Source organism: Methylomonas montana (genome assembly GCF_030490285.1).
Classification (GTDB): domain Bacteria; phylum Pseudomonadota; class Gammaproteobacteria; order Methylococcales; family Methylomonadaceae; genus Methylomonas; species Methylomonas montana.
The window spans coordinates 3,652,832-3,672,053 of sequence record NZ_CP129884.1 but is presented as its reverse complement, the minus strand read 5'-3'; the positions used below and the strand labels follow the sequence as shown (position 1 = coordinate 3,672,053).

The 19,222-nt window shown below is 50.5% G+C and carries 14 protein-coding genes; 11 read left to right on the top strand and 3 right to left on the bottom strand.

Annotation, left to right across the window (positions count from 1 at the left end; translation table 11 throughout):
• Positions 1-47 precede the first annotated feature (47 nt).
• Positions 48-1,883 (bottom strand): O-linked N-acetylglucosamine transferase, SPINDLY family protein, encoded by a 1,836-nt coding sequence (locus QZJ86_RS16890; protein ID WP_301671652.1) that lies wholly within the window; start codon positions 1,881-1,883, stop codon positions 48-50.
• Positions 1,884-2,002: 119 nt separating this feature from the next.
• Positions 2,003-6,385: a beta strand repeat-containing protein gene (locus QZJ86_RS16885; RefSeq protein ID WP_301671651.1), complete on the bottom strand. Its 4,383-nt coding sequence runs from the start codon at positions 6,383-6,385 to the stop codon at positions 2,003-2,005.
• A gap of 832 nt (positions 6,386-7,217) precedes the next feature.
• Here QZJ86_RS16885 and pseF point away from each other — a divergent pair.
• The 11 genes from pseF to QZJ86_RS16830 all read left to right on the top strand — a co-directional run bounded on the left by pseF (position 7,218) and on the right by QZJ86_RS16830 (position 18,263).
• Positions 7,218-7,922 (top strand): pseudaminic acid cytidylyltransferase, encoded by a 705-nt coding sequence (pseF, locus tag QZJ86_RS16880; protein ID WP_301671650.1) that lies wholly within the window; start codon positions 7,218-7,220, stop codon positions 7,920-7,922.
• Positions 7,862-9,424 (top strand): UDP-2,4-diacetamido-2,4,6-trideoxy-beta-L-altropyranose hydrolase, encoded by a 1,563-nt coding sequence (gene pseG / locus QZJ86_RS16875; RefSeq protein WP_320415829.1) that lies wholly within the window; start codon positions 7,862-7,864, stop codon positions 9,422-9,424. The genes pseF and pseG overlap by 61 nt, the downstream gene beginning before the upstream one ends.
• 4 nt (positions 9,425-9,428) lie before the next feature.
• Positions 9,429-10,484: a pseudaminic acid synthase gene (gene pseI, locus QZJ86_RS16870; RefSeq protein WP_301671648.1), complete on the top strand. Its 1,056-nt coding sequence runs from the start codon at positions 9,429-9,431 to the stop codon at positions 10,482-10,484.
• Positions 10,485-10,628: 144 nt separating this feature from the next.
• Positions 10,629-11,477 (top strand): flagellin N-terminal helical domain-containing protein, encoded by an 849-nt coding sequence (locus QZJ86_RS16865; RefSeq protein ID WP_301671647.1) that lies wholly within the window; start codon positions 10,629-10,631, stop codon positions 11,475-11,477.
• A 66-nt stretch (positions 11,478-11,543) separates the two neighbouring features.
• The gene (locus QZJ86_RS16860; protein WP_301671646.1) at positions 11,544-11,951 is read left to right on the top strand and encodes a flagellar protein FlaG; all 408 of its coding nucleotides are present in this window, start codon (positions 11,544-11,546) and stop codon (positions 11,949-11,951) included.
• Positions 11,952-11,979: 28 nt separating this feature from the next.
• On the top strand, positions 11,980-13,461 hold the full coding sequence (fliD, locus tag QZJ86_RS16855; protein WP_301671645.1) for a flagellar filament capping protein FliD: 1,482 nt from the start codon (positions 11,980-11,982) through the stop codon (positions 13,459-13,461).
• Positions 13,462-13,477: 16 nt separating this feature from the next.
• Complete coding sequence (gene fliS, locus QZJ86_RS16850) at positions 13,478-13,864, top strand: flagellar export chaperone FliS (RefSeq protein ID WP_301671644.1); 387 nt, start codon at positions 13,478-13,480, stop codon at positions 13,862-13,864.
• Positions 13,851-14,192 (top strand): hypothetical protein, encoded by a 342-nt coding sequence (locus tag QZJ86_RS16845; protein WP_301671643.1) that lies wholly within the window; start codon positions 13,851-13,853, stop codon positions 14,190-14,192. The genes fliS and QZJ86_RS16845 overlap by 14 nt, the downstream gene beginning before the upstream one ends.
• Before the next feature lie 426 nt (positions 14,193-14,618).
• Positions 14,619-15,473, top strand: coding sequence for a flagellin N-terminal helical domain-containing protein (locus QZJ86_RS16840; protein WP_301671642.1), 855 nt, complete (start codon positions 14,619-14,621; stop codon positions 15,471-15,473).
• 22 nt (positions 15,474-15,495) lie between these two features.
• Positions 15,496-17,997: a motility associated factor glycosyltransferase family protein gene (locus QZJ86_RS16835; RefSeq protein WP_301671641.1), complete on the top strand. Its 2,502-nt coding sequence runs from the start codon at positions 15,496-15,498 to the stop codon at positions 17,995-17,997.
• A 116-nt stretch (positions 17,998-18,113) separates the two neighbouring features.
• Positions 18,114-18,263 carry a hypothetical protein gene (locus tag QZJ86_RS16830; RefSeq protein ID WP_301671640.1) on the top strand — a complete coding sequence of 50 codons (150 nt, stop codon included), beginning with the start codon at positions 18,114-18,116 and terminating at the stop codon, positions 18,261-18,263.
• Between the two features lie 107 nt (positions 18,264-18,370).
• On the opposite strand, the gene QZJ86_RS16825 is transcribed toward QZJ86_RS16830, so the two are convergent.
• On the bottom strand, positions 18,371-19,168 hold the full coding sequence (locus tag QZJ86_RS16825) for a cytochrome C assembly family protein (protein WP_301671639.1): 798 nt from the start codon (positions 19,166-19,168) through the stop codon (positions 18,371-18,373).
• Between the last annotated feature and the right edge of the window lie 54 nt (positions 19,169-19,222).

Sequence of the window (19,222 nt, the reverse complement as noted above, 5' to 3'; positions counted from 1 at the left end):
AACACAATACCTTCGCGTTTTATCCGGTAGATATTTGCGAGACTTGGTTACCTGCGAGATGTTTGGTCAGGATTCAACTCGTCAATTAGGTGCTTGAAATGTTGTTCGAGATTCTGCACGAAGCGCGGCGTGTCGAACAGGACTCCGTTGGATCTGACATGCTGCAAATGTTCCTTGATGCGCAAGCATTGGTCGGGTGCTTGAGCTAACGCAACAGCTTTATCTTCATAATCGTGCATATTATCAGTCACCAATTCAGATAAATCTGCCGCCGTTAATAGAGCGCCGGCCATGCGTGAAGCGAAGGAGCGGCCACTGCGAGTTAATACCGGTAGGCCCATCCATAAGGCATCATTGGCGGTGGTGCCAGCGTTGAACGGAAAGGTATCAAGGAACAAATCGGCTACGGCAAAGCGAGCCAGATACTGATCGGGAGACGCCCTTGATGCGAAGATTAGACGCTCAGGATCGATGCCGCGAGTTTTGGCTTCGTTTCTCAAATTAATCTCGGCCCACGGGTTGTCAGCAAGCAACCACAGTACGCTATCAGGCGCGCGCCGTAGAATGTTCATCCAGCGGTCAAAAATTTCCGGCGTGTACTTGTAGTTGTTGTTGAACGAACAGAAAACGAAGCCTTGCGGAGGCAGATTACAGCTCTCCCTGCTCGGAATAGGGGCGTTTTGCCGTTGCCGGTCGCTCACCTGGTACACGTCGGGCATATACAGCGGCTTTTCTGAATAATAATCTGCGTATTCCTCAGGAATCAGGAAACGGTCGGCAATGACGTAATCTATCGACGGCAGTCCGGTTGTTGCCGGTAATCCAAGATAGGTGATCTGAATTGGTGCTGGCCGATAAGCAAGTAAATTGGCGCGCGCGCCCAGCGTTTGTCCTTGTAGGTCAACGAGAATGTCGATTTCGTGTCTTCGAATTAGCTCGGCCGCTTCTCTATCGCTGATAGTGTCGATACGTTCAAAGTGATCCATGGCGTCTATGATCCGCTGGCGGAGGGGCGAATGACCTTGTTGCGTCCAGCAATAACCATAAATTTCGAAATTTTCCCTATCGTGAAGTTCGAATAACTCGGCGGTCAACATGGCTACCGGATGCAAACAAAAATCGGATGAGCAATAGGCGATGCGTATTTTCTTGTGACCGTATGCTTTTGGCGAAGCCAACGTGGGAACATTCGAGTTGATCTTGTTTTTGACAAAATTTCGCGCAGCGGAAAGTTGCGCTTCCGGATCGTCGGATAGGCTGAGCATGGCAAGCGCGGAAGTCGACTGACGCATCAGCTCGGGTTTTATGCCAGGTAATGAGGCATATACAGGCCAAGCACACAGTCTTTCCCGCAGAAATACCCAGTGATGCAGCACGTCCGGCTGAAGGGGTTTGATCGCGAGACTTTTAGTCAAATAATCAAGTGCACTGGCATATTGCTTATTTGCTTCGAGTAAGCGGCCTAGATTGTTCAATGCGAGTAATAGTAATGATCTATGTTCTGAATGATTGGGCGGAATATTGTCATCGATCCAGCGCCATTCGGTGATGGCCGCATCGGCCTGCCCCATGCGCTCGTAAGTCAAACCCAGATTGAAGTGGGGTTGCGCAAATGCCGGTGCCATCTGGATGGCTTGAATATAGACATCTTTTGCACCGGATAAGTCGCCTTCATTGAAAAGCACTGTGCCCAGATTGAAGCAGACTAAATGGTTATAGGGCGTTTGGTTGCGTCGCAACCATGTTTGGTAAAGCACGGCAGCGAGAGGCGCTAAACTGTGAGTTTGCAATTGCTCCGCACAATTCAATAATTGACCAAAATCGAGCTCCCCCTTCCATGCATGCAGTAGCACAGAGTTAAAATCAACTTCGGTAAACGACACGGTGACTCACTAACGGTTGATGAAGAGTAGATCGGGCATCAGGCGGAAAATGCCCATAGCGGCATCCGGTGATTTGAATCTCACCGGATGTGCGCTATGAGCAGCTTCGAGTAGCTTGCCTAGAAAGTCAAATACTGTATTTGATCTGTTGACAGGGCAGCCACCTGAGCCGTTGTCAGCGCATGAACCTGAGTTGTCGTCAAATTGCTGAGCTGATCGGTACTGAGTGCCTGGATTTGGTCCGTAGTCAGTGAGGCGATCTGAGAGGTCGTCAATGCTGGGATTTGCGTTGTACTGATACCACTCTGGACTTGATCAGTTGTTAAAGCGCCAATTTGGGCAGTTGTCAAAGCAGCCAGGTCACGCGTTTCCAGCGCGCCGATTTGGTCGGTGGATAGCGCGGCCAGGTCGGCGGTTTCCAGCGCCTTCACTTGGGCCGTGGTCAGCGCCACGATTTGGTCGGTGCTCAGTGCTTGGACTTGATCGGTGGTCAAGGCGGCCACTTGAGTGTAAAGCATCGCGGCGATTTGTGCCGTTTTCAAGCCGCTTTGGACTTGGTCGGTGGTCAAAGCCGATATCTGGGCGGTGGTCAAAGCCGCCAGGTCGCGAGTTTCCAGCGCGCCGATTTGATCGGTCGACAGTGCTGCTAACTGATCGGTGGTCAGCGCCTTGGCCTGCGCGGTATTCAGCGCCACGATCTGGTCGGTGTTGAGTGCCTGGATTTGATCAGTGGTCAAGGCGCTAATCTGAGCGGTGGTCAAAGCCGCCAGGTCGCGCGTTTCCAGTGCGCCGATTTGGTCGGTGGATAGTGCGGCCAGGTCGGCGGTTTCCAGAGCCTTAACCTGATCGGTTGTCAGGGAGACAATTTGATCGGTGTTCAGCGCTTGGGCTTGATCGGTGGTCAAGGCGGCAACTTGAGTGTAAAGCATCGCTGCGATTTGTGCCGTTTTCAAGCCACTTTGGACTTGGTCGGTGGTCAACGCCGACACCTGGGCGGTGGTCAAGGATGCCACGTCGCGGGTTTCCAGCGCGCCGATTTGATCGGTCGACAGTGCCGTCAATTGATCGGTGGTCAACGCCTTGACCTGGGCGGTGGTCAGCGCCACGATCTGGTTGGTGCTGAGCGCCTGGATCTGATCGGTGGTTAAGGCGCCAATCTGAGCAGTGGTCAAAGCAGCTAGGTCGCGAGTTTCCAGCGCGCCGATTTGGTCGGTAGATAATGCGGCCAGATCGGCGGTTTCCAGTGCCTTCACTTGAGCCGTGGTGAGTGCCACGATCTGGTCGGTGCTGAGGGCTTGGGCTTGATCGCTGGTCAACGCGGCCACTTGTGCGGTGGTCAACGCCGACACTTGTGCTGTTTTCAAGCCGCTCTGGATTTGATCGGTCGTTAAGGCGGCTACCTGGGCGGTGGTCAAGGATGCCACGTCGCGGGTTTCCAGTGCGCCGATTTGATCGGTCGACAGTGCCGTCAATTGATCGGTGGTCAACGCCTTGACCTGGGCGGTGGTCAGCGCCACGATCTGGTCGGTGCTGAGCGCCTGGATCTGATCGGTGGTTAAGGCGCCAATCTGAGCAGTGGTCAAGGAAGCCAGGTCGTGTGTTTCCAGCGCGCCGATTTGGTCGGTAGATAACGCGGCCAGATCGGCGGTTTCCAGTGCCTTCACTTGAGCGGTGGTGAGCGCCACGATCTGGTTGGTGCTGAGGGCTTGGGCTTGATCGGTGGTCAAGGCGGCCACTTGTGCGGTGGTCAAGGCCGAGACTTGTGCCGTACTCAGGCCGCTCTGGATTTGATCGGTCGTTAAGGCGGCTACCTGGGCGGTGGTCAAGGACGCCACGTCCCGGGTTTCCAGCGCGCCGATTTGATCCGTCGACAGTGCCGATAATTGAGCCGTGGTCAAAGCTTTAACCTGGGCAGTGGTCAGCGCCACGATCTGGTCGGTGCTAAGTGCCTGGAGCTGATCGGTGGTCAACACGCCAATCTGAGCGGTGGTCAATGACGCCAGGTCGCGCGTTTCCAGTGCGGCAATTTGGTCGGTAGATAATGCGGCCAGATCGGCTAGTTCCAGTGCCTTAGTCTGTGCCGTACTCAATGCCACGATTTGGTTAGTGCTGAGCGCCTGGATTTGATCGGTCGAAAAAGCGGTGATCTGAGCCGTTGTCAATGCTGAGACTTGCCCGGTACTCAGTGATTGGATCTGGTCGGTGGTCAACGCACCAATCTGGGCGGTAGTCAAAGCAGCCAGGTCGCGCGTTTCCAGCGCGCCGATTTGGTCGGTGGATAGTGCGGCCAGGTCGGCGGTTTCCAAGGCCTTCACTTGGGCGGTGGTGAGCGCTACGATCTGGTCGGTGCTGAGGGCTTGAGCTTGATCGCTGGTCAAGGCGGCCACTTGTGCGGTGGTCAACGCCGAGACTTGTGCTGTTTTCAAGCCGCTCTGGATTTGATCGGTGGTCAACGCCGACACCTGGGCGGTGGTCAAGGATGCCACGTCGCGGGTTTCCAGCGCGCCGATTTGATCGGTCGACAGTGCCGTCAATTGATCGGTGGTCAACGCCTTGACCTGGGCGGTGGTCAGCGCCACGATCTGGTTGGTGCTGAGCGCCTGGATCTGATCGGTGGTTAAGGCGCCAATCTGAGCAGTGGTCAAAGCAGCTAGGTCGCGTGTTTCCAGTGCGCCGATTTGGTCGGTAGATAATGCGGCCAGATCGGCGGTTTCCAGGGCCTTCACTTGAGCCGTGGTGAGTGCCACGATCTGGTCGGTGCTGAGGGCTTGGGCTTGATCGCTGGTCAAGGCGGCCACTTGTGCGGTGGTCAACGCCGATACTTGTGCCGTACTCAGGCCGCTTTGGATTTGATCGGTCGTTAAGGCGGCTACCTGGGCGGTGGTCAAGGATGCCACGTCGCGGGTTTCCAGCGCGCCGATTTGATCGGTCGACAGTGCCGTCAATTGATCGGTGGTCAACGCCTTGACCTGGGCGGTGGTCAGCGCCACGATCTGGTTGGTGCTGAGCGCCTGGATCTGATCGGTGGTCAATACACCAATCTGAACAGTGGTCAAAGCAGCCAGGTCGCGCGTTTCCAGCGCACCGATTTGGTCGGTAGATAACGCGGCCAGGTCGGCGGTTTCCAACGCCTTCACTTGAGCGGTGGTGAGCGCCACGATCTGGTTGGTGCTGAGGGCTTGGGCTTGATCGGTGGTCAAGGCGGCCACTTGTGCGGTGGTCAAGGCCGAGACTTGTGCCGTACTCAGGCCGCTTTGGATTTGATCGGTCGTTAAGGCGGCTACCTGGGCGGTGGTCAAGGACGCCACGTCCCGGGTTTCCAGCGCGCCGATTTGATCCGTCGACAGTGCCGATAATTGAGCCGTGGTCAAAGCTTTAACCTGGGCAGTGGTCAGCGCCACGATCTGGTCGGTGCTAAGTGCCTGGAGCTGATCGGTGGTCAACACGCCAATCTGAGCGGTGGTCAATGACGCCAGGTCGCGCGTTTCCAGTGCGGCAATTTGGTCGGTAGATAATGCGGCCAGATCGGCTAGTTCCAGTGCCTTAGTCTGTGCCGTACTCAATGCCACGATTTGGTTAGTGCTGAGCGCCTGGATTTGATCGGTCGAAAAAGCGGTGATCTGAGCCGTTGTCAATGCTGAGACTTGCCCGGTACTCAGTGATTGGATCTGGTCGGTGGTCAACGCACCAATCTGGGCGGTAGTCAAAGCAGCCAGGTCGCGCGTTTCCAGCGCGCCGATTTGGTCGGTGGATAGTGCGGCCAGGTCGGCGGTTTCCAAGGCCTTCACTTGGGCGGTGGTGAGCGCTACGATCTGGTCGGTGCTGAGGGCTTGAGCTTGATCGCTGGTCAAGGCGGCCACTTGTGCGGTGGTCAACGCCGAGACTTGTGCTGTTTTCAAGCCGCTCTGGATTTGATCGGTGGTCAACGCCGACACCTGGGCGGTGGTCAAGGATGCCACGTCGCGGGTTTCCAGCGCGCCGATTTGATCGGTCGACAGTGCCGTCAATTGATCGGTGGTCAACGCCTTGACCTGGGCGGTGGTCAGCGCCACGATCTGGTTGGTGCTGAGCGCCTGGATCTGATCGGTGGTTAAGGCGCCAATCTGAGCAGTGGTCAAAGCAGCTAGGTCGCGTGTTTCCAGTGCGGCAATTTGATCGGTGGAAAGAGAAGCAAGATCACGAGTCTCCAGTCCTTTGACCTGTGATGTGGTCAAGGCAACGATCTGATCTGTGGTTAGCGCTTGAACTTGATCGGTTGAGAGCGCTTGAATTTGGCCCGAGGTAAAAGCTTGGAGTTGGCTGGTTGCTAAGGACTGTAAGCTGTATGTCTGTATCGCTTCTATTTGTCCGGAACTCAGTACGACGAGGTCTCTGGTTTCGATGGCCGTGATCTGGTCACTAGTGATCGCTTGGATTTGAGCCGTTGTCATCGCTTGGTAATCAGCCGTGCTCAACGCTTTGATCTGGGTAGTGGTCAACGCTGAAATTTGCGTTGGTGTCATTCCGGTAACTATTGAAACCATGGTCAATCCCCTTGTATTTAGCCCATATTCCCCGCAGAAACGGAGAGCCGTAATTGTGAATCGTTGTTAGGAGGCTGTTGTAAAAGCCAATATTTCAGATTAAGTTAATGTGGCACAATCACCGAAAAATAGCCGTCCAACCCCGTTGTTATTTTAATAATGGCTACGCGCCAAAAGCGGGGTTGTGCAATTCCTTGGTTTTTGCGCTTTCACACTAGGTATACCCCCTCCAATCGCCGATCTATCCAAACCTATCATCGAAGCTGGTGGTCTTCTATAGGCGGGTGCTAACAGAGAATATCTTGAATTCGCGTGCGACATGTGAGGAAAGCTTTTTAAGTAAATCCCAACCAATCGTGTTTTTGCCTTTGGTTTATCGGTATTTGCTGACTCGGAACAGCAAATACCGATAAACCGGTGTCAAAAGTCCTTCCCTTATCTGACTTTCCTGCTAGCTTACTTGCTTACGCAATCGGGTATCGACAAGTTGCTCGAAAACTTTAGTGTGAAATTTAACTCGCGCGACAAGTTAACCTAAAAATTGCTTGCAGTCTGTACGACTCAATTTGCTTAAAGCCCTTGACGATGACATGCGGATTAAAGATTTTTTCAAGTTTCATTGCTTATCATTGTTAGAATCCGCCTTGTGATGTCCGGTATTGATGATGGCCTTATGCATCTTCGGTGTTAAGAGAGTGTGTAGCAAAAGACTGTTAGCGATTGAGTACATCGTCGGATGTTGGAGTAAGCGGAACCCCGCTTTGTATCCGTCTGCTTCTATCGACTTATCAATCACCAAAATGGAGAGCTAATGAGAATAGCAGTGATTCCTGCACGGGGCGGTAGCAAGCGCATTCCGCGTAAAAACATCAAAGACTTTTGTGGGAAACCGATGATCGCGTGGTCGATAGAGGCGGCGGAGGCATCCAAACTGTTCGACCATATCATTGTCTCCACCGACGATGCGGAAATTGCCTGCGTTGCCCGTGAGTACGGTGCGGAAATTCCATTCATGCGTCCTCCCGAATTAGCCAATGATTATGCTGGGACCATCCCGGTCATTAACCATGCTATCCGATGGTTCGCAGAACAAGGAGAGGCTCCGCAAACAGTTTGCTGTATTTACGCCACCGCGCCTTTCATTATTGCCGCGGATTTGCGGATTGGTTATGAAACGCTGATTGCCGCAAACAGTGATTATGCATTCTCAGTCACCAGTTTTCCGTTTCCAATTCAGCGCGCGATCAGGTTTACACCTAATGGGCGTCTAGCGATGTTCCATCCAGAGCAATTCAATACCCGTTCGCAGGATCTGGAAGAAAGCTTCCATGATGCGGGCCAGTTCTACTGGGGGCGTAGCGAGGCGTTCCTTCGCGAATTGCCATTGTTTTCCGAAGCGGCCGCTCCGGTATTTTTGCCGCGCTATCGCGTACAGGACATCGATACGCTCGAGGATTGGCGGCGTGCCGAGTTGATGTTCAAGGTGTTGCGCGAATCCGGCGAGATATCCGCTTGAGGGTTGCCTTTCGGGTCGATGCTTCCGCGCAAATCGGCACCGGTCATTTCATGCGTTGCCTGACTTTGGCCAATGTCTTGACGCAACGAGGTGTGGAGGTTCGTTTCGTTTGTCGTCACATACCCAAGCATCTGCGTGGCCTGTTGCTGGAAAAAGGCATGGAATACATCGGATTGGTTAGCGACTCGGCTTTAGCTGTGTCTGGCGATTTGGCTCATGCGGCGTGGTTGGGCGTTAGTCAAGGCCAAGATGCGGATGCGACTCGTCAGGCGCTTGCTGATAAAAGCTGGGACTGGCTGGTGGTCGATCATTACGCGCTGGACAGGTGCTGGGAAGCTGTACTGCGGCAGAGTGTCAGGCAAATCATGGTCATTGATGATCTTGCCGATCGCCATCACGATTGCGACATGCTGCTCGACCAGAACTACTATGCCGAGATGCAAACACGCTACGCCGGCAAGCTGCCTGCTCATTGCCGGTTATTGCTCGGTCCTGGCTATGCATTGCTGCGAGATGAATTCCGCCAATTGCGCAAAAAAAACCAGCCACGTTCTGGGCCAGTCAAACGAATCCTCGTGTTTTTTGGCGGTGTCGATGCGGACAACTATACGGGCAAAGCCATTAAAGCTTTGACGGAGTCGGGCGTCATTGGATTGCAGGTGGATGTGGTGATTGGCGCGCAGCATCCATGCCGAGAAGAGATTGAGGCGGTTTGTGCTGCGCAGGGATATGTTTGTCATGTGCAAACTAGTCGCATGGCTGAACTGATGGCTGCGGCCGATTTGGCGATTGGCGCCGGTGGCACAGCAGTCTGGGAGCGTTGTTGTTTGGGACTGCCGGCGTTGAGTATCTGTGTAGCCGCTAATCAGCAACAACAGATTGTTGATGCGGCGCGTTTGGGCTGGTTATATGCGCCTGTTATGGACGGCGATCTGATAGAAGCAATCAAGCGACATGCTGCGGCGTTGATGGGGAATGACCCGCTAATTCAGCTTATTTCGCATAACGCAAGAAATGCCGTGGATGGGCTTGGAGCATCTCGGGTTGCCAGTAAATTGGGATGTAGTGGTATCGATATCAGAAAAGTGGTCAACGAGGATACGCTTAATTTGTTCCAGTGGCGCAACCATCCGGATATCAGGTCGGTGTCGAGAAACCCTGAGCCGATTGCTTGGGAAAACCATCGAAAATGGTTTGAGACAGTGATGTTCTCTCAGGATAAGGTATTGCTGATTGGTGAATCAAAAGGCCTGCCGGTAGGGGTGGTGCGTTTTGACCAACAACAGGATGGAGCGGAGGTGTCGATCTATCTTGTTCCGGATGCGATCCATTCCGGACAAGGCCATAATCTGTTGCTGGCGGCAGAATACTGGTTGAAACGTAATCACCCCGAAATCAAGTACATTCGAGCCTGCGTACTGGACGGCAACAAACCTTCTAGCCGTTTGTTCTTGGGGGCCGACTATCAACTCGAAGCAACGCACTATATAAAAAAACTGTAAAGACATGGCCAAAGAATTCAAAATTGCGGACAGATGGATAGGGCGAAATCATCGTCCTTTCATCATCGCCGAAATGTCAGGCAATCATAATCAATCCCTAGACCGTGCCCTGGATATTGTCGAGGCGGTCGCCAGCTCAGGCGCGCATGGGCTAAAGATCCAGACCTATACGCCTGATACCATGACCATCGATCTGGACGAGCGCGAGTTTCATATCGGCGATCCGAACAGCCTGTGGGCAGGTGCCTCGCTATACAAGCTTTACGGCGAAGCCTATACGCCGTGGGAGTGGCACAAGCCGATTTTCGAACATGCTAGGAGAATGGGTCTGATTCCGTTCAGTACGCCCTTCGATGATACGGCCGTCGACTTTCTGGAAAGTCTTGATGTGCCTTGCTACAAGATTGCTTCGTTCGAGAATACCGATTTGCCATTGATCCGTCGGGTTGCTGCTACGGGTAAGCCACTGATCATTTCCACTGGCATGGCTACGTTGGCAGAATTGGACGAGACCGTGCGTGCAGCTCGCGAGGCTGGTTGCAAGGACTTGATTCTACTCAAATGTACCAGTACTTACCCGGCGGCGGCCAATAACACCAACATTCTGACCATTCCTCATCTGCGCGAGATGTTTAATTGTGAGGTTGGGCTATCCGATCACACGATGGGGGTGGGGGTGGGAGTGGCGAGCGTCGCGTTGGGCGCAACGGTTATCGAAAAACACTTTACGCTCAATCGTGCCGATGGCGGAGTCGATAGTGCCTTCTCGATGGAGCCGACTGAAATGGAGCAACTAGTGGTGGAGGCCGAGAGAGCATGGCAGTCGCTTGGGCAAGTCAGCTATGGGCCAACGGAAGCTGAGCAAAAGTCTTTGGTTTTTCGTCGCTCGTTATATGTCGTGAAAGATGTCAAAGCCGGGGAGGTGTTAACCTTGGATAATTTGCGCGCCATTCGGCCAGGCTGCGGCTTGCCGCCTAAGTATCTGTCCATTTTGCTGGGCCGGCGTCTCGCCAAGGCTGTTAATAAGGGCACGCCCATGTCATGGGATTTGATGGGCTAATCCTGTACGAGAAAAAATTAGAAAAAGACTAAAGTTATTTTTGATTGGGTCGATAAACAAATCGAATTCGAAAGTTTCTTTAACCAAACAATAAACATTGCTTTCAGAGAGCAACAAATCTGAAAGAAAGTGGAGGGTAAAATCATGGCAATGGTAATCAACACAAACGTCGCGTCCTTGAACAGTCAACGTCAGTTAACTAGGACTAACCAATCACTACAAACTTCCATGGAGCGGTTGTCTTCCGGCCTGCGTGTCAACTCTGCAAAAGACGACGCGGCGGGTTTGTCAATCGCTGATAAAATGACTTCGCAAATTCGCGGTATGACCGTCGCGATGCGTAATGCGAACGATGGCATTTCCATGGCTCAGACGGCCGAAAGTGCGATGGGCGCGATTACCGAAACTTTGCAGCGTATGCGCGATCTTGGGGTGCAAGCTGCCAACAGGGGTGCGGTGTCTGATTCCGACCGCGAAAAATTGCAGACTGAATTTAAACAGCTGGGTGATGAGATTGGCCGGATTATCGGTAATACCGAGTTCAATGGTAAGAAAATTTTGGCTGGCAGTTTGGTTGGAGCTATATTTCAAGTAGGAGCCGGAACTTCTGCGAACAATCAGATTTCGATTACTGTTTCTAATCTGAGTAACGTGTCAGGGATAGGGGTTATTCAGGCTGGTACCGTATCGATTGGCAGTGTTGCTACTTCGGCTAATGTGTTATCTGCAATAGACAGTATAGATGTGGCCATCGGCAAAATTGATGATTTCCGTGCTAATTTAGGTGCAGTACAAAACCGCTTTACGACCACGATCGGTAACTTACAGTCTTCTATTGAAAACCAAAGTGCTGCTCGTTCACGGATCATGGATGCCGACTTTGCAGTAGAAACATCTAACTTGAGCCGGTCACAAATTCTGCAACAAGCAGGTACGGCGATGTTGTCGCAGGCTAATCAGTCGGCGCAATCAGTGCTTAGCTTGCTCCAGTAATTCTAAGAGGGAGGCCACGTTTTTTCGTGGCCTCCAGTTTAATTTGCAAGGTATAAGGTGAGCGTCATGAATAGTGAGATCCCTAGCGTGTTGAAGCTATCTCCCGTGACTGTTGGAAAAGCCGGCAATAAAAAAACTGAAGAGCTGGATGCCTCGGTTGTTAAAGGAGAAACCGGTATTCGCGAGTCAGTGACATCAGTAACTCAAGACGATCAGCACGGTAAGAGCAAGCCGGCGGCTTCACCTGAGTTGGTAAAACTGGCAGCGGATCAAGGTAATAACCTGCTACAGGCTGCCAACCGCAATTTACAATTTAAAGTGGACGACGAGACAAAAGAGCTCGTGGTTAAGGTTGTTGATAGTGATAGCGGTGAGGTGGTGCGGCAAATTCCGGCAGAGGAGATGTTAGCGTTTATAAAACGTATGCAGGAACTGGAAGGGCAGCAAGGTTCTGTACTTCAAGACCGTGCTTGATACGCATTGAGTGGGTGAGGAGGGCGTCATGGGCATAGTATCTTCAACAGGTATAGGAAGCGGCATTGATATTCAATCGCTTGTAACCCAGTTAGCGAAAGCCGAGGCCCAGCCAGGGTTAAATGCAGTCAGCCGTCAAAAAAACGTCGCCAATACTCGGTTGAGCGGTTTGGGAACATTGAAAAGTGCGTTGTCTGATTTGCGCACGGCGGTGGCTAAACTGAAAAACGGTAGCTTATTCAAGACCTACAAGTCCACGTCTTCCGATGAATCCGTTTTAAAAGTTACCACTGGCCTTGGAGCGGTGCCTGGCTCATATTCTTTTAAGGTTAATCAGCTGGCGACGGCGCAAAAATCTATTACCACAACCGAGTTTATCAATGATGACCCCCAAAAGATCGGTGGTGGAGAAGCGAAAGTCGGTGAAGGAGAGCTGACATTCGGGACGAATTCGGGCTTGTCCTTCAAAGTTAATGCCACGAGTACTACAACTTTGGAGGGCTTGCGGGATGCTATCAATCAGGCATCTGGCAATAGCTTCGTGACGGCCACCATCGTTAATATCGATCATAAGACTAACAGCGCCTATCCTGTAGGTGATCCGTTATACGGTACTGATGATCCGCTATATGGAACTACGGTTTCCAAATTGGTTTTGACAGGCAAGAATACAGGCGCAGAGAACGGCTTTACAGTTAGCGCAACCGATATTGATGGAAACCACACCGATGCATCCGGGTTGTCGAGGTTTGTCACGGGTAATCTTGAATCCCAGGTTACACCCAAAGATGCCCAGATTGAAGTTGATGGACAAATTGCAACTCGAAGTAGTAATAGCATCACGGATGTTCTGTCTGGCGTCACCCTTGAATTGAAGGCTGGAAGCGAGGGTAAAACGACTAATGTCGATATCAGTTTAGATAATGACACAATTACTGCGGCTATTAACGAATTTGTCACGGCCTACAATAAATTCAGCTCGACCAGTAAAAGCCTGGGGCAATATGGCGGATCCTCTGATGGTAGCGGTTCTGGCAATGGCCCATTGATCGGTAATTCGACGCTACGCCTTACTAGCAGTTTGCTCCGTCAGGATGCCACCGCTAAAGTTCAATCGGTCTCGGCGCGCTATGACAAGACTTATAACTCCTTGGCAATGATTGGTATCACGGTCAAGGACGGAGTAATGTCTCTGGATAGCGCGAAATTGAATAGTGTATTAAGTACTGAATTACCTGCGGTGAGTGAGATTTTTACCTCCGCTAACGGCGTTGCGACTCGGATGAATGATTCGTTGAACTCATTCTTGGAATCGGGTGGGGCGTTGGACACCCAACAAAATTCTCTAAAGAAACAGCTATCAGCTTTGGAAAGCCGGAAACTTGCCATAGAGGCGAGGCAAAGCGATTACGAGGCGATGCTGTTGAAACAGTTTACGGCGATGGACGTGGCGGTTGGAGCGTTTAATTCGACTAGTACTTTTTTAAACAATTGGATCCAAAATTCGTAACCACGAGGAACTTTCTATGCATGTTTCTGCTAACAAGAAAGGTATCAAACAATATGCCGACGTACATAACGCTGGAGGAGTAGGGGACGATTCTCCCCATCGCTTGATACAAATGTTGATGGAAGGTTTTCTGGCCAGAGTCAATTCGGCGAAAGGTGCGATGGCTCACGGTGATTTGGAAGCTAAAAGTATTTATATTTCCAAGGCGATTGGTATTGTCGGGGGCTTGAACGAAGCCTTGAATCTTGAGCAAGGTGGCGAATTGGCCGCAAATTTACACCAGTTGTATGACTATATGAATTCCCGTCTTCTGCAAGCCAGTCAAGAAAATAGCGAAGACAAGCTGGACGAGGTTGTCTTTCTGATGAAAGATATCAAGGAAGCCTGGGATGCTATCGCCTGAGGATTCAAACAGTTTGGACGAGCATTGGCTAGAAGAGCAAAGAAACGCCTTACTGGCTTATTCGGATAAAATTGAGTTCTGTATAAGTCATGCGGATTGGGAAACACTGACGATGGTTTTGGAGTCGAGACATACCTATTTGCAACAGTTGTTTTCTCCAGCGATTCCCTTTGAGTGGCAAGCATCTCTCAAACAGCTTGCGGAATTGGTTTTGCAGCAAGATGTGCTGTTTAAGTCAAGAGTCGAAGAGCAGAAACGCATTGTCGCCCAGCAGCAATTAGCTTTTGATCGCGGGCGTCAAGCAGTGCAAGCATATCGCAATCAGTAACACTTTAGAATTGGCTTCCGCTTATTAGCGGTGATAAACAACGTACTCTGGCGAATTTGTTAGAGTTGCGTTTCTTTTCCTTTTTCCTCAATTATCACTTCCCCAGCTGCGTTTTTTTCGTAGCGATCATTTTTTTCCGTGAAATGGTATTTGGCGTGGGTGGTTATTTCCGTGTCAAAACATTTGATCGGGAGTCAGTGTTTTTTCCATCCTTGCCCTCTATGTGGACGGCGAATTACTGCCGATGTTGGCGGGAGTGTGGCGTTAATCCTTGCTGGGGCAAGATGTCAAAAAAATGTCGGAAGACGTTTGTTTTATTGTAACAAATTGATATGTAATATTTTTTAAAAAATGGCATGAGAAGTGTGTGAGATGGGGTGGCGGCAATAAAGCCTATTTCATTCAAGATTCATCGGGAGAATTATCATGCCATCAGCTATGGTCATCAATACCAATATTGCATCGTTGAATAGTCAACGGATGTTGAGTAAAACTAACGAAGGTCTGCAAACCTCCATGGAAAGGCTTTCTTCGGGCTTGCGGGTCAACAGCGCTAAAGATGATGCGGCGGGTTTGTCTATCGCTGACCGTATGACTTCGCAAATAAGAGGTATGACGGTAGCCATGAGAAATGCCAACGACGGTATCTCCATGGCGCAGACTGCCGAAGCCGGAATGGGGAATATAACCGAAACGCTGCAAAGAATGCGCGACCTTGCTTTGCAAGCGGCTAACTTCGGATCTGTGAGTTCCGGAGACCGGGAGAAGCTCCAAACCGAATTCAAACAACTCGGCACGGAAGTGCTGCGGATCATCGAAAACACCGAGTTCAACGGCAAAAAAATCCTCAACGGCTCCTTGTCGAATGCGGTTTTCCAAGTCGGCCCAAATACCAGTACTAACAATCAGATTAGCATTACTGTGTCTAATCTGGAATTGATGTCTGGTCTGAATCAGCTGTTCGGCGATGTGGCGTCAATTGGCAGCAATGCGTTATTCTCGAATGTGATGTCCGCGATAGCGCATATCGATACCGCTATTTCGAAGATCGATAACTTTCGCGCTACACTGGGTGCAATCCAAAATCGTTTTTCGGCAACTATTTCCAATTTACAGTCGTCTATCGAGAATCAAAGTGCTGCCCGTTCGCGGATTATGGATGCTGATTTTGCAACGGAAACGGCAAACTTGAGTCGGGCGCAGATTTTACAACAAGCGGGGACAGCGATGCTGGCACAGGCAAACCAATCCACCCAGAACGTGTTGCAATTATTGCAATAAGAATTTACCGAAAACGGCAAAGATGAACGATGAAACTCATTTGGTAAGCGAGCACCTGCTCGGACCGTTGACGGTCAATGGATTTGGGGAGAAATTTCTATTTAACCTGAGTCGTCATAATTTTGACAAAGTGAGTGCTGCTGCGTTGTTCGATGCCAGATTTGGTGAGGCGCTGTTCAAGGAAAATACCTTGAATATTATTATCGGCACCGATTCTGGATTGCTCCCTCACTATGTACAGAACAAATCGCTGCCGAAAGGGACGCGCTATATATTCATCGAGCCAGAAGCCGTTTTACAGGCACTACAAGAGTATGAGTTGCTTGACGGTCTGAGCGAGCGCATTGTTTGCATTAGCTTGCAAGACTGGGTGACGGCGATTCGAAACTTTAAGATGGCCGATTACCTATATATCAACGCGGTCCGTTCGTTCAATGCTATCTGCGCACAGGACGATTTTATCAATGAATACGCCGAGTTGAGTTGGGGTATCGTTGAAATTTTGTCCCAATTGCATTGGGAAAATAATACTGCAATTGGGCAAGAAGCCTTTATTGATCGGCAGATTAAGAATATTGCCGATAATCGACTGCCGGCGAAATTGCTGCAGAATGCTTTTCGCGGAAAAACAGTCGTGATATTGGCCGGGGGGCCTTCGTTGGATGATGCGTTGCCTTGGGTAAAACAGCATAGGCAGAAATTTGTAGTTTTCTCGGTTTCCAGAATTTCCCGTCAATTGCTGGGTGCCGGCATAGAGCCAGATATTGTTTTTTCGGTCGATCCGCAAGATATCAGCTTCGACATTGGTAAGGAAATGTTCAGTTTTGGCCGGCGAACGGCATTTGTTTGTTCTTATCATGCAGCATCGACATTGGTGAACCAATGGCCGGGGTTAATGTTTTATTTGGGGCAACGTTTGCCGTGGATTTCTGAATTAAATGTGGTTAATCTCGGCAGTGCGGGGCCAACGGTTACCAATACGGCGCTCAATACTGCTTATGACTTAGGGTTTGGTCGCGTCATTCTGGCTGGCGTTGATTTATGCTTTACCAGAGACGGATTTACGCATGCTAAAGGTAGTAACGAGCAATTGGCGGGACCAAAGCTTAACCTCACTTCGCTGCAAGTGGAGACCAATGGTGGCGGTATGGCGCCGACCGGGAACGACTATGCCCAGGCGATCACCAGTCTAGGATGGCAAGCGCGGAGATTGACTGCGGCTGGGGCTGAAGTAATTAACGGTTCGGCGGGGGCGGCTAAGATTGACGGTGTGAGCTATATTCCGCTAGCCGATATCCAGCTTGAGGAAACCAGTATAGATGGAGCTGCCGTGATAGCGGCGAAACTCGCTGGGCCAGCGAATGCCGGAGATTATTTGAAAGCGGTGTTGGCCGAATTGAAACGCGCCGAATTTCAGGTGCGTGCTATTGCTCGACTGGCCGAGCAAGCGCGGCGAATCAACGATGCTATGTATAACGCATCCGGTATCTTGGAAAATTACAAAGACAAGAAGCAGCTTGACCGTATCGAGAAAAAATTCAAACGCGAACACCGTAGTTTTGCCAGACTTGTGAAAAGGTTCGGCATCAGGCGCTTTATGCAGGTCGTCAAGCCTTTTAATGATGAAGACTGGACGGCGGAAGAGGCTCGACAATTAGGTAATACCTATTACGAAGCTTATCAAGAAGGTGCCGCGAAATTGCAGCAGTTGATAAAAGATGCCATTCAACGTGTTATAGCCCGTCAGCAAGAAGTGTCTGCGGCGCCCGATTTCAATGTGCTGTTCGAACAGTGGCGCAAAGATAAAAGTTTTGGGCGGGTACGGTTATGGCGTGCTCAGCATACGTCGGTGGTTGTATCTCCAGAAGTGGTATCGGTATTTGCTGAGTTCGAACGCAACTTTGTAGAGATTCTTGATCAAAAGGATACTCGGCATTTTGCATTGATAAAAGCGCACAGCAATTTGGCTCTTGTCAGGCAGAGGGCAAGTTTGCTGTTTAAGCATAAAAAAGTGGATGAATTGTCGGATTTGTTGGCTAGCCTGGATAAACACGCTGAACAGGAAGCAGCTGTGCCATACCGGCATTTGATCGATGGCTATCTAGCTGAGCTGGAAAACAAGCTTGAACTTGCTCTTGAGGCTTATCATCAGATTATTGATGGTGGCGATATTTTGCTGGAAGAGGCGTTAATTAGAATCGCCAGCATCGGCATTGAAAGCAATGATGTCGGTAATGTCGATTTGGCTTTGCAATGTCTGTCGCAGTTAAATCCGGTCTTTTTGCCTTTTTATGCAGAGATACAGCGTTTACAAGGCAATGTGTTGGGTGCGATAGATACTTATAGCGCATACGTGCATCAATTTCCGGCTGATACACTGGTGCAAATGAAGTTGGCGAGCCTTTATGTCGAATGTCAGGTATACGATGGCGCCGAGATCATGTTGGATTATATTTTGCAGCAAAAGCCAGATTTTGAGGCGGCAATCGGCATGAAGCGGCAATTGGCGGCGATGAAGGGTTAGAGGTTAAAGATTGGGTGGATAGTGTCGATATCCGTATCTGTTAGTCATTGATTGGTAGGTGTCTCATGGTGTCTTCGGTTGAAAGTAGTGGTTCTTCGGCTTTGCTGGCGGCGTTAATGAAAGAGACTCTGGCGCAGCAGAACCTTGATGTGGCGGTAGTCAAAAAAGCCCAGGAAGTCGAAAAAATGCAGGGTGAAGCAGCCTTAAAGTTGATCGATGCCGCGGCAAATATAGTGGAGCCGGACAGGATTGATGTTCGCGTCTAGGGATCTTGTAGTTGGGTAAGATTTTGGGTTTGTCGAGGTTCTTTGATCGTTGTACGTTCCTGATTCGGTGGGCTAATTTGATCAAGGCCTGTTTTTGCATTTTCAGATCAGATTTTTTTCAATATCAACTCCAATACCATTTTGCTGCCGAAATAGGCCAGCAACAATGATGTAAATCCGATCAGCGTCCATTGAATGGCGCTTTGACCGCGCCAACCATAGCGAACTCTGCCAATTAGCAGGGCGGAAAAAATTATCCACGCCAGAATTGACAGTACGGTTTTGTGCACCAAGTGCTGAGCAAACAAATCTTCTATGAAAAAGAAGCCGCTGATTAAGGATGCGGTCAAAAATAGCAAGCCTGTCGCAATCATCTGAAATAGTAAAGATTCCATCGCCTGTAAGGGCGGCAGGGCCAGCATGAAACGCTTAGGATGGTGGTGGCGTAGTTGCTGGTCCTGAATAGCCAGTAAAATAGCTTGTAAGGCTGCGATATTGAGCAGGCTGAATGCCAGTATCGAGGTCAGGATATGAGTGCTCATCTGCCAATTGTGGTTAATCAGCGGGTGTGGTCTGGTTGGATAGCTTACGTCCAAAATCAACATCGCCGCCGCGACCGGGAAAATCAATACGCCCAGCTTGGTCACAGGTTTGTCTTGTGCTGCGAATAACAGTAACAAGCTAATGACCAGCGCGGCCAATGATGCGGTGCTGGAAAAGCTGAAATTAAAGCCACCATGGTTTTGAATGTTCAGAACGGTATAGGTGCTATGCAATCCCACGCCCAGCCAAGCCAGTTTTATCGAAGTACGATGCTGTTTGGCGGCAAAAATTTCTTTGACGATCAGGAGTGTAGCGATTGCATAGCACAGTATCGAAAATAGGCCGGCGGGTATGGTATACATGGCAATAGCTTGGGGAATAATCAAAAGGTGTTGGGATACGGTTATGTTAAACTA

Bases quoted from the DNA above. Each gene is read 5' to 3' on its own strand.
- QZJ86_RS16885 (WP_301671651.1), bottom strand. From the start codon at position 6,385: ATGACACCAACGCAAATTTCAGCGTTGACCACTACCCAGATCAAAGCG.
- pseF (WP_301671650.1), top strand. From the start codon at position 7,218: ATGAGAATAGCAGTGATTCCTGCACGGGGCGGTAGCAAGCGCATTCCG.
- pseI (WP_301671648.1), top strand. From the start codon at position 9,429: ATGGCCAAAGAATTCAAAATTGCGGACAGATGGATAGGGCGAAATCAT.
- QZJ86_RS16865 (WP_301671647.1), top strand. From the start codon at position 10,629: ATGGCAATGGTAATCAACACAAACGTCGCGTCCTTGAACAGTCAACGT.
- QZJ86_RS16860 (WP_301671646.1), top strand. From the start codon at position 11,544: ATGAATAGTGAGATCCCTAGCGTGTTGAAGCTATCTCCCGTGACTGTT.
- fliD (WP_301671645.1), top strand. From the start codon at position 11,980: ATGGGCATAGTATCTTCAACAGGTATAGGAAGCGGCATTGATATTCAA.
- fliS (WP_301671644.1), top strand. From the start codon at position 13,478: ATGCATGTTTCTGCTAACAAGAAAGGTATCAAACAATATGCCGACGTA.
- QZJ86_RS16845 (WP_301671643.1), top strand. From the start codon at position 13,851: ATGCTATCGCCTGAGGATTCAAACAGTTTGGACGAGCATTGGCTAGAA.
- QZJ86_RS16840 (WP_301671642.1), top strand. From the start codon at position 14,619: ATGCCATCAGCTATGGTCATCAATACCAATATTGCATCGTTGAATAGT.
- QZJ86_RS16835 (WP_301671641.1), top strand. From the start codon at position 15,496: ATGAACGATGAAACTCATTTGGTAAGCGAGCACCTGCTCGGACCGTTG.
- QZJ86_RS16830 (WP_301671640.1), top strand. From the start codon at position 18,114: ATGAAAGAGACTCTGGCGCAGCAGAACCTTGATGTGGCGGTAGTCAAA.
- QZJ86_RS16825 (WP_301671639.1), bottom strand. From the start codon at position 19,168: ATGTATACCATACCCGCCGGCCTATTTTCGATACTGTGCTATGCAATC.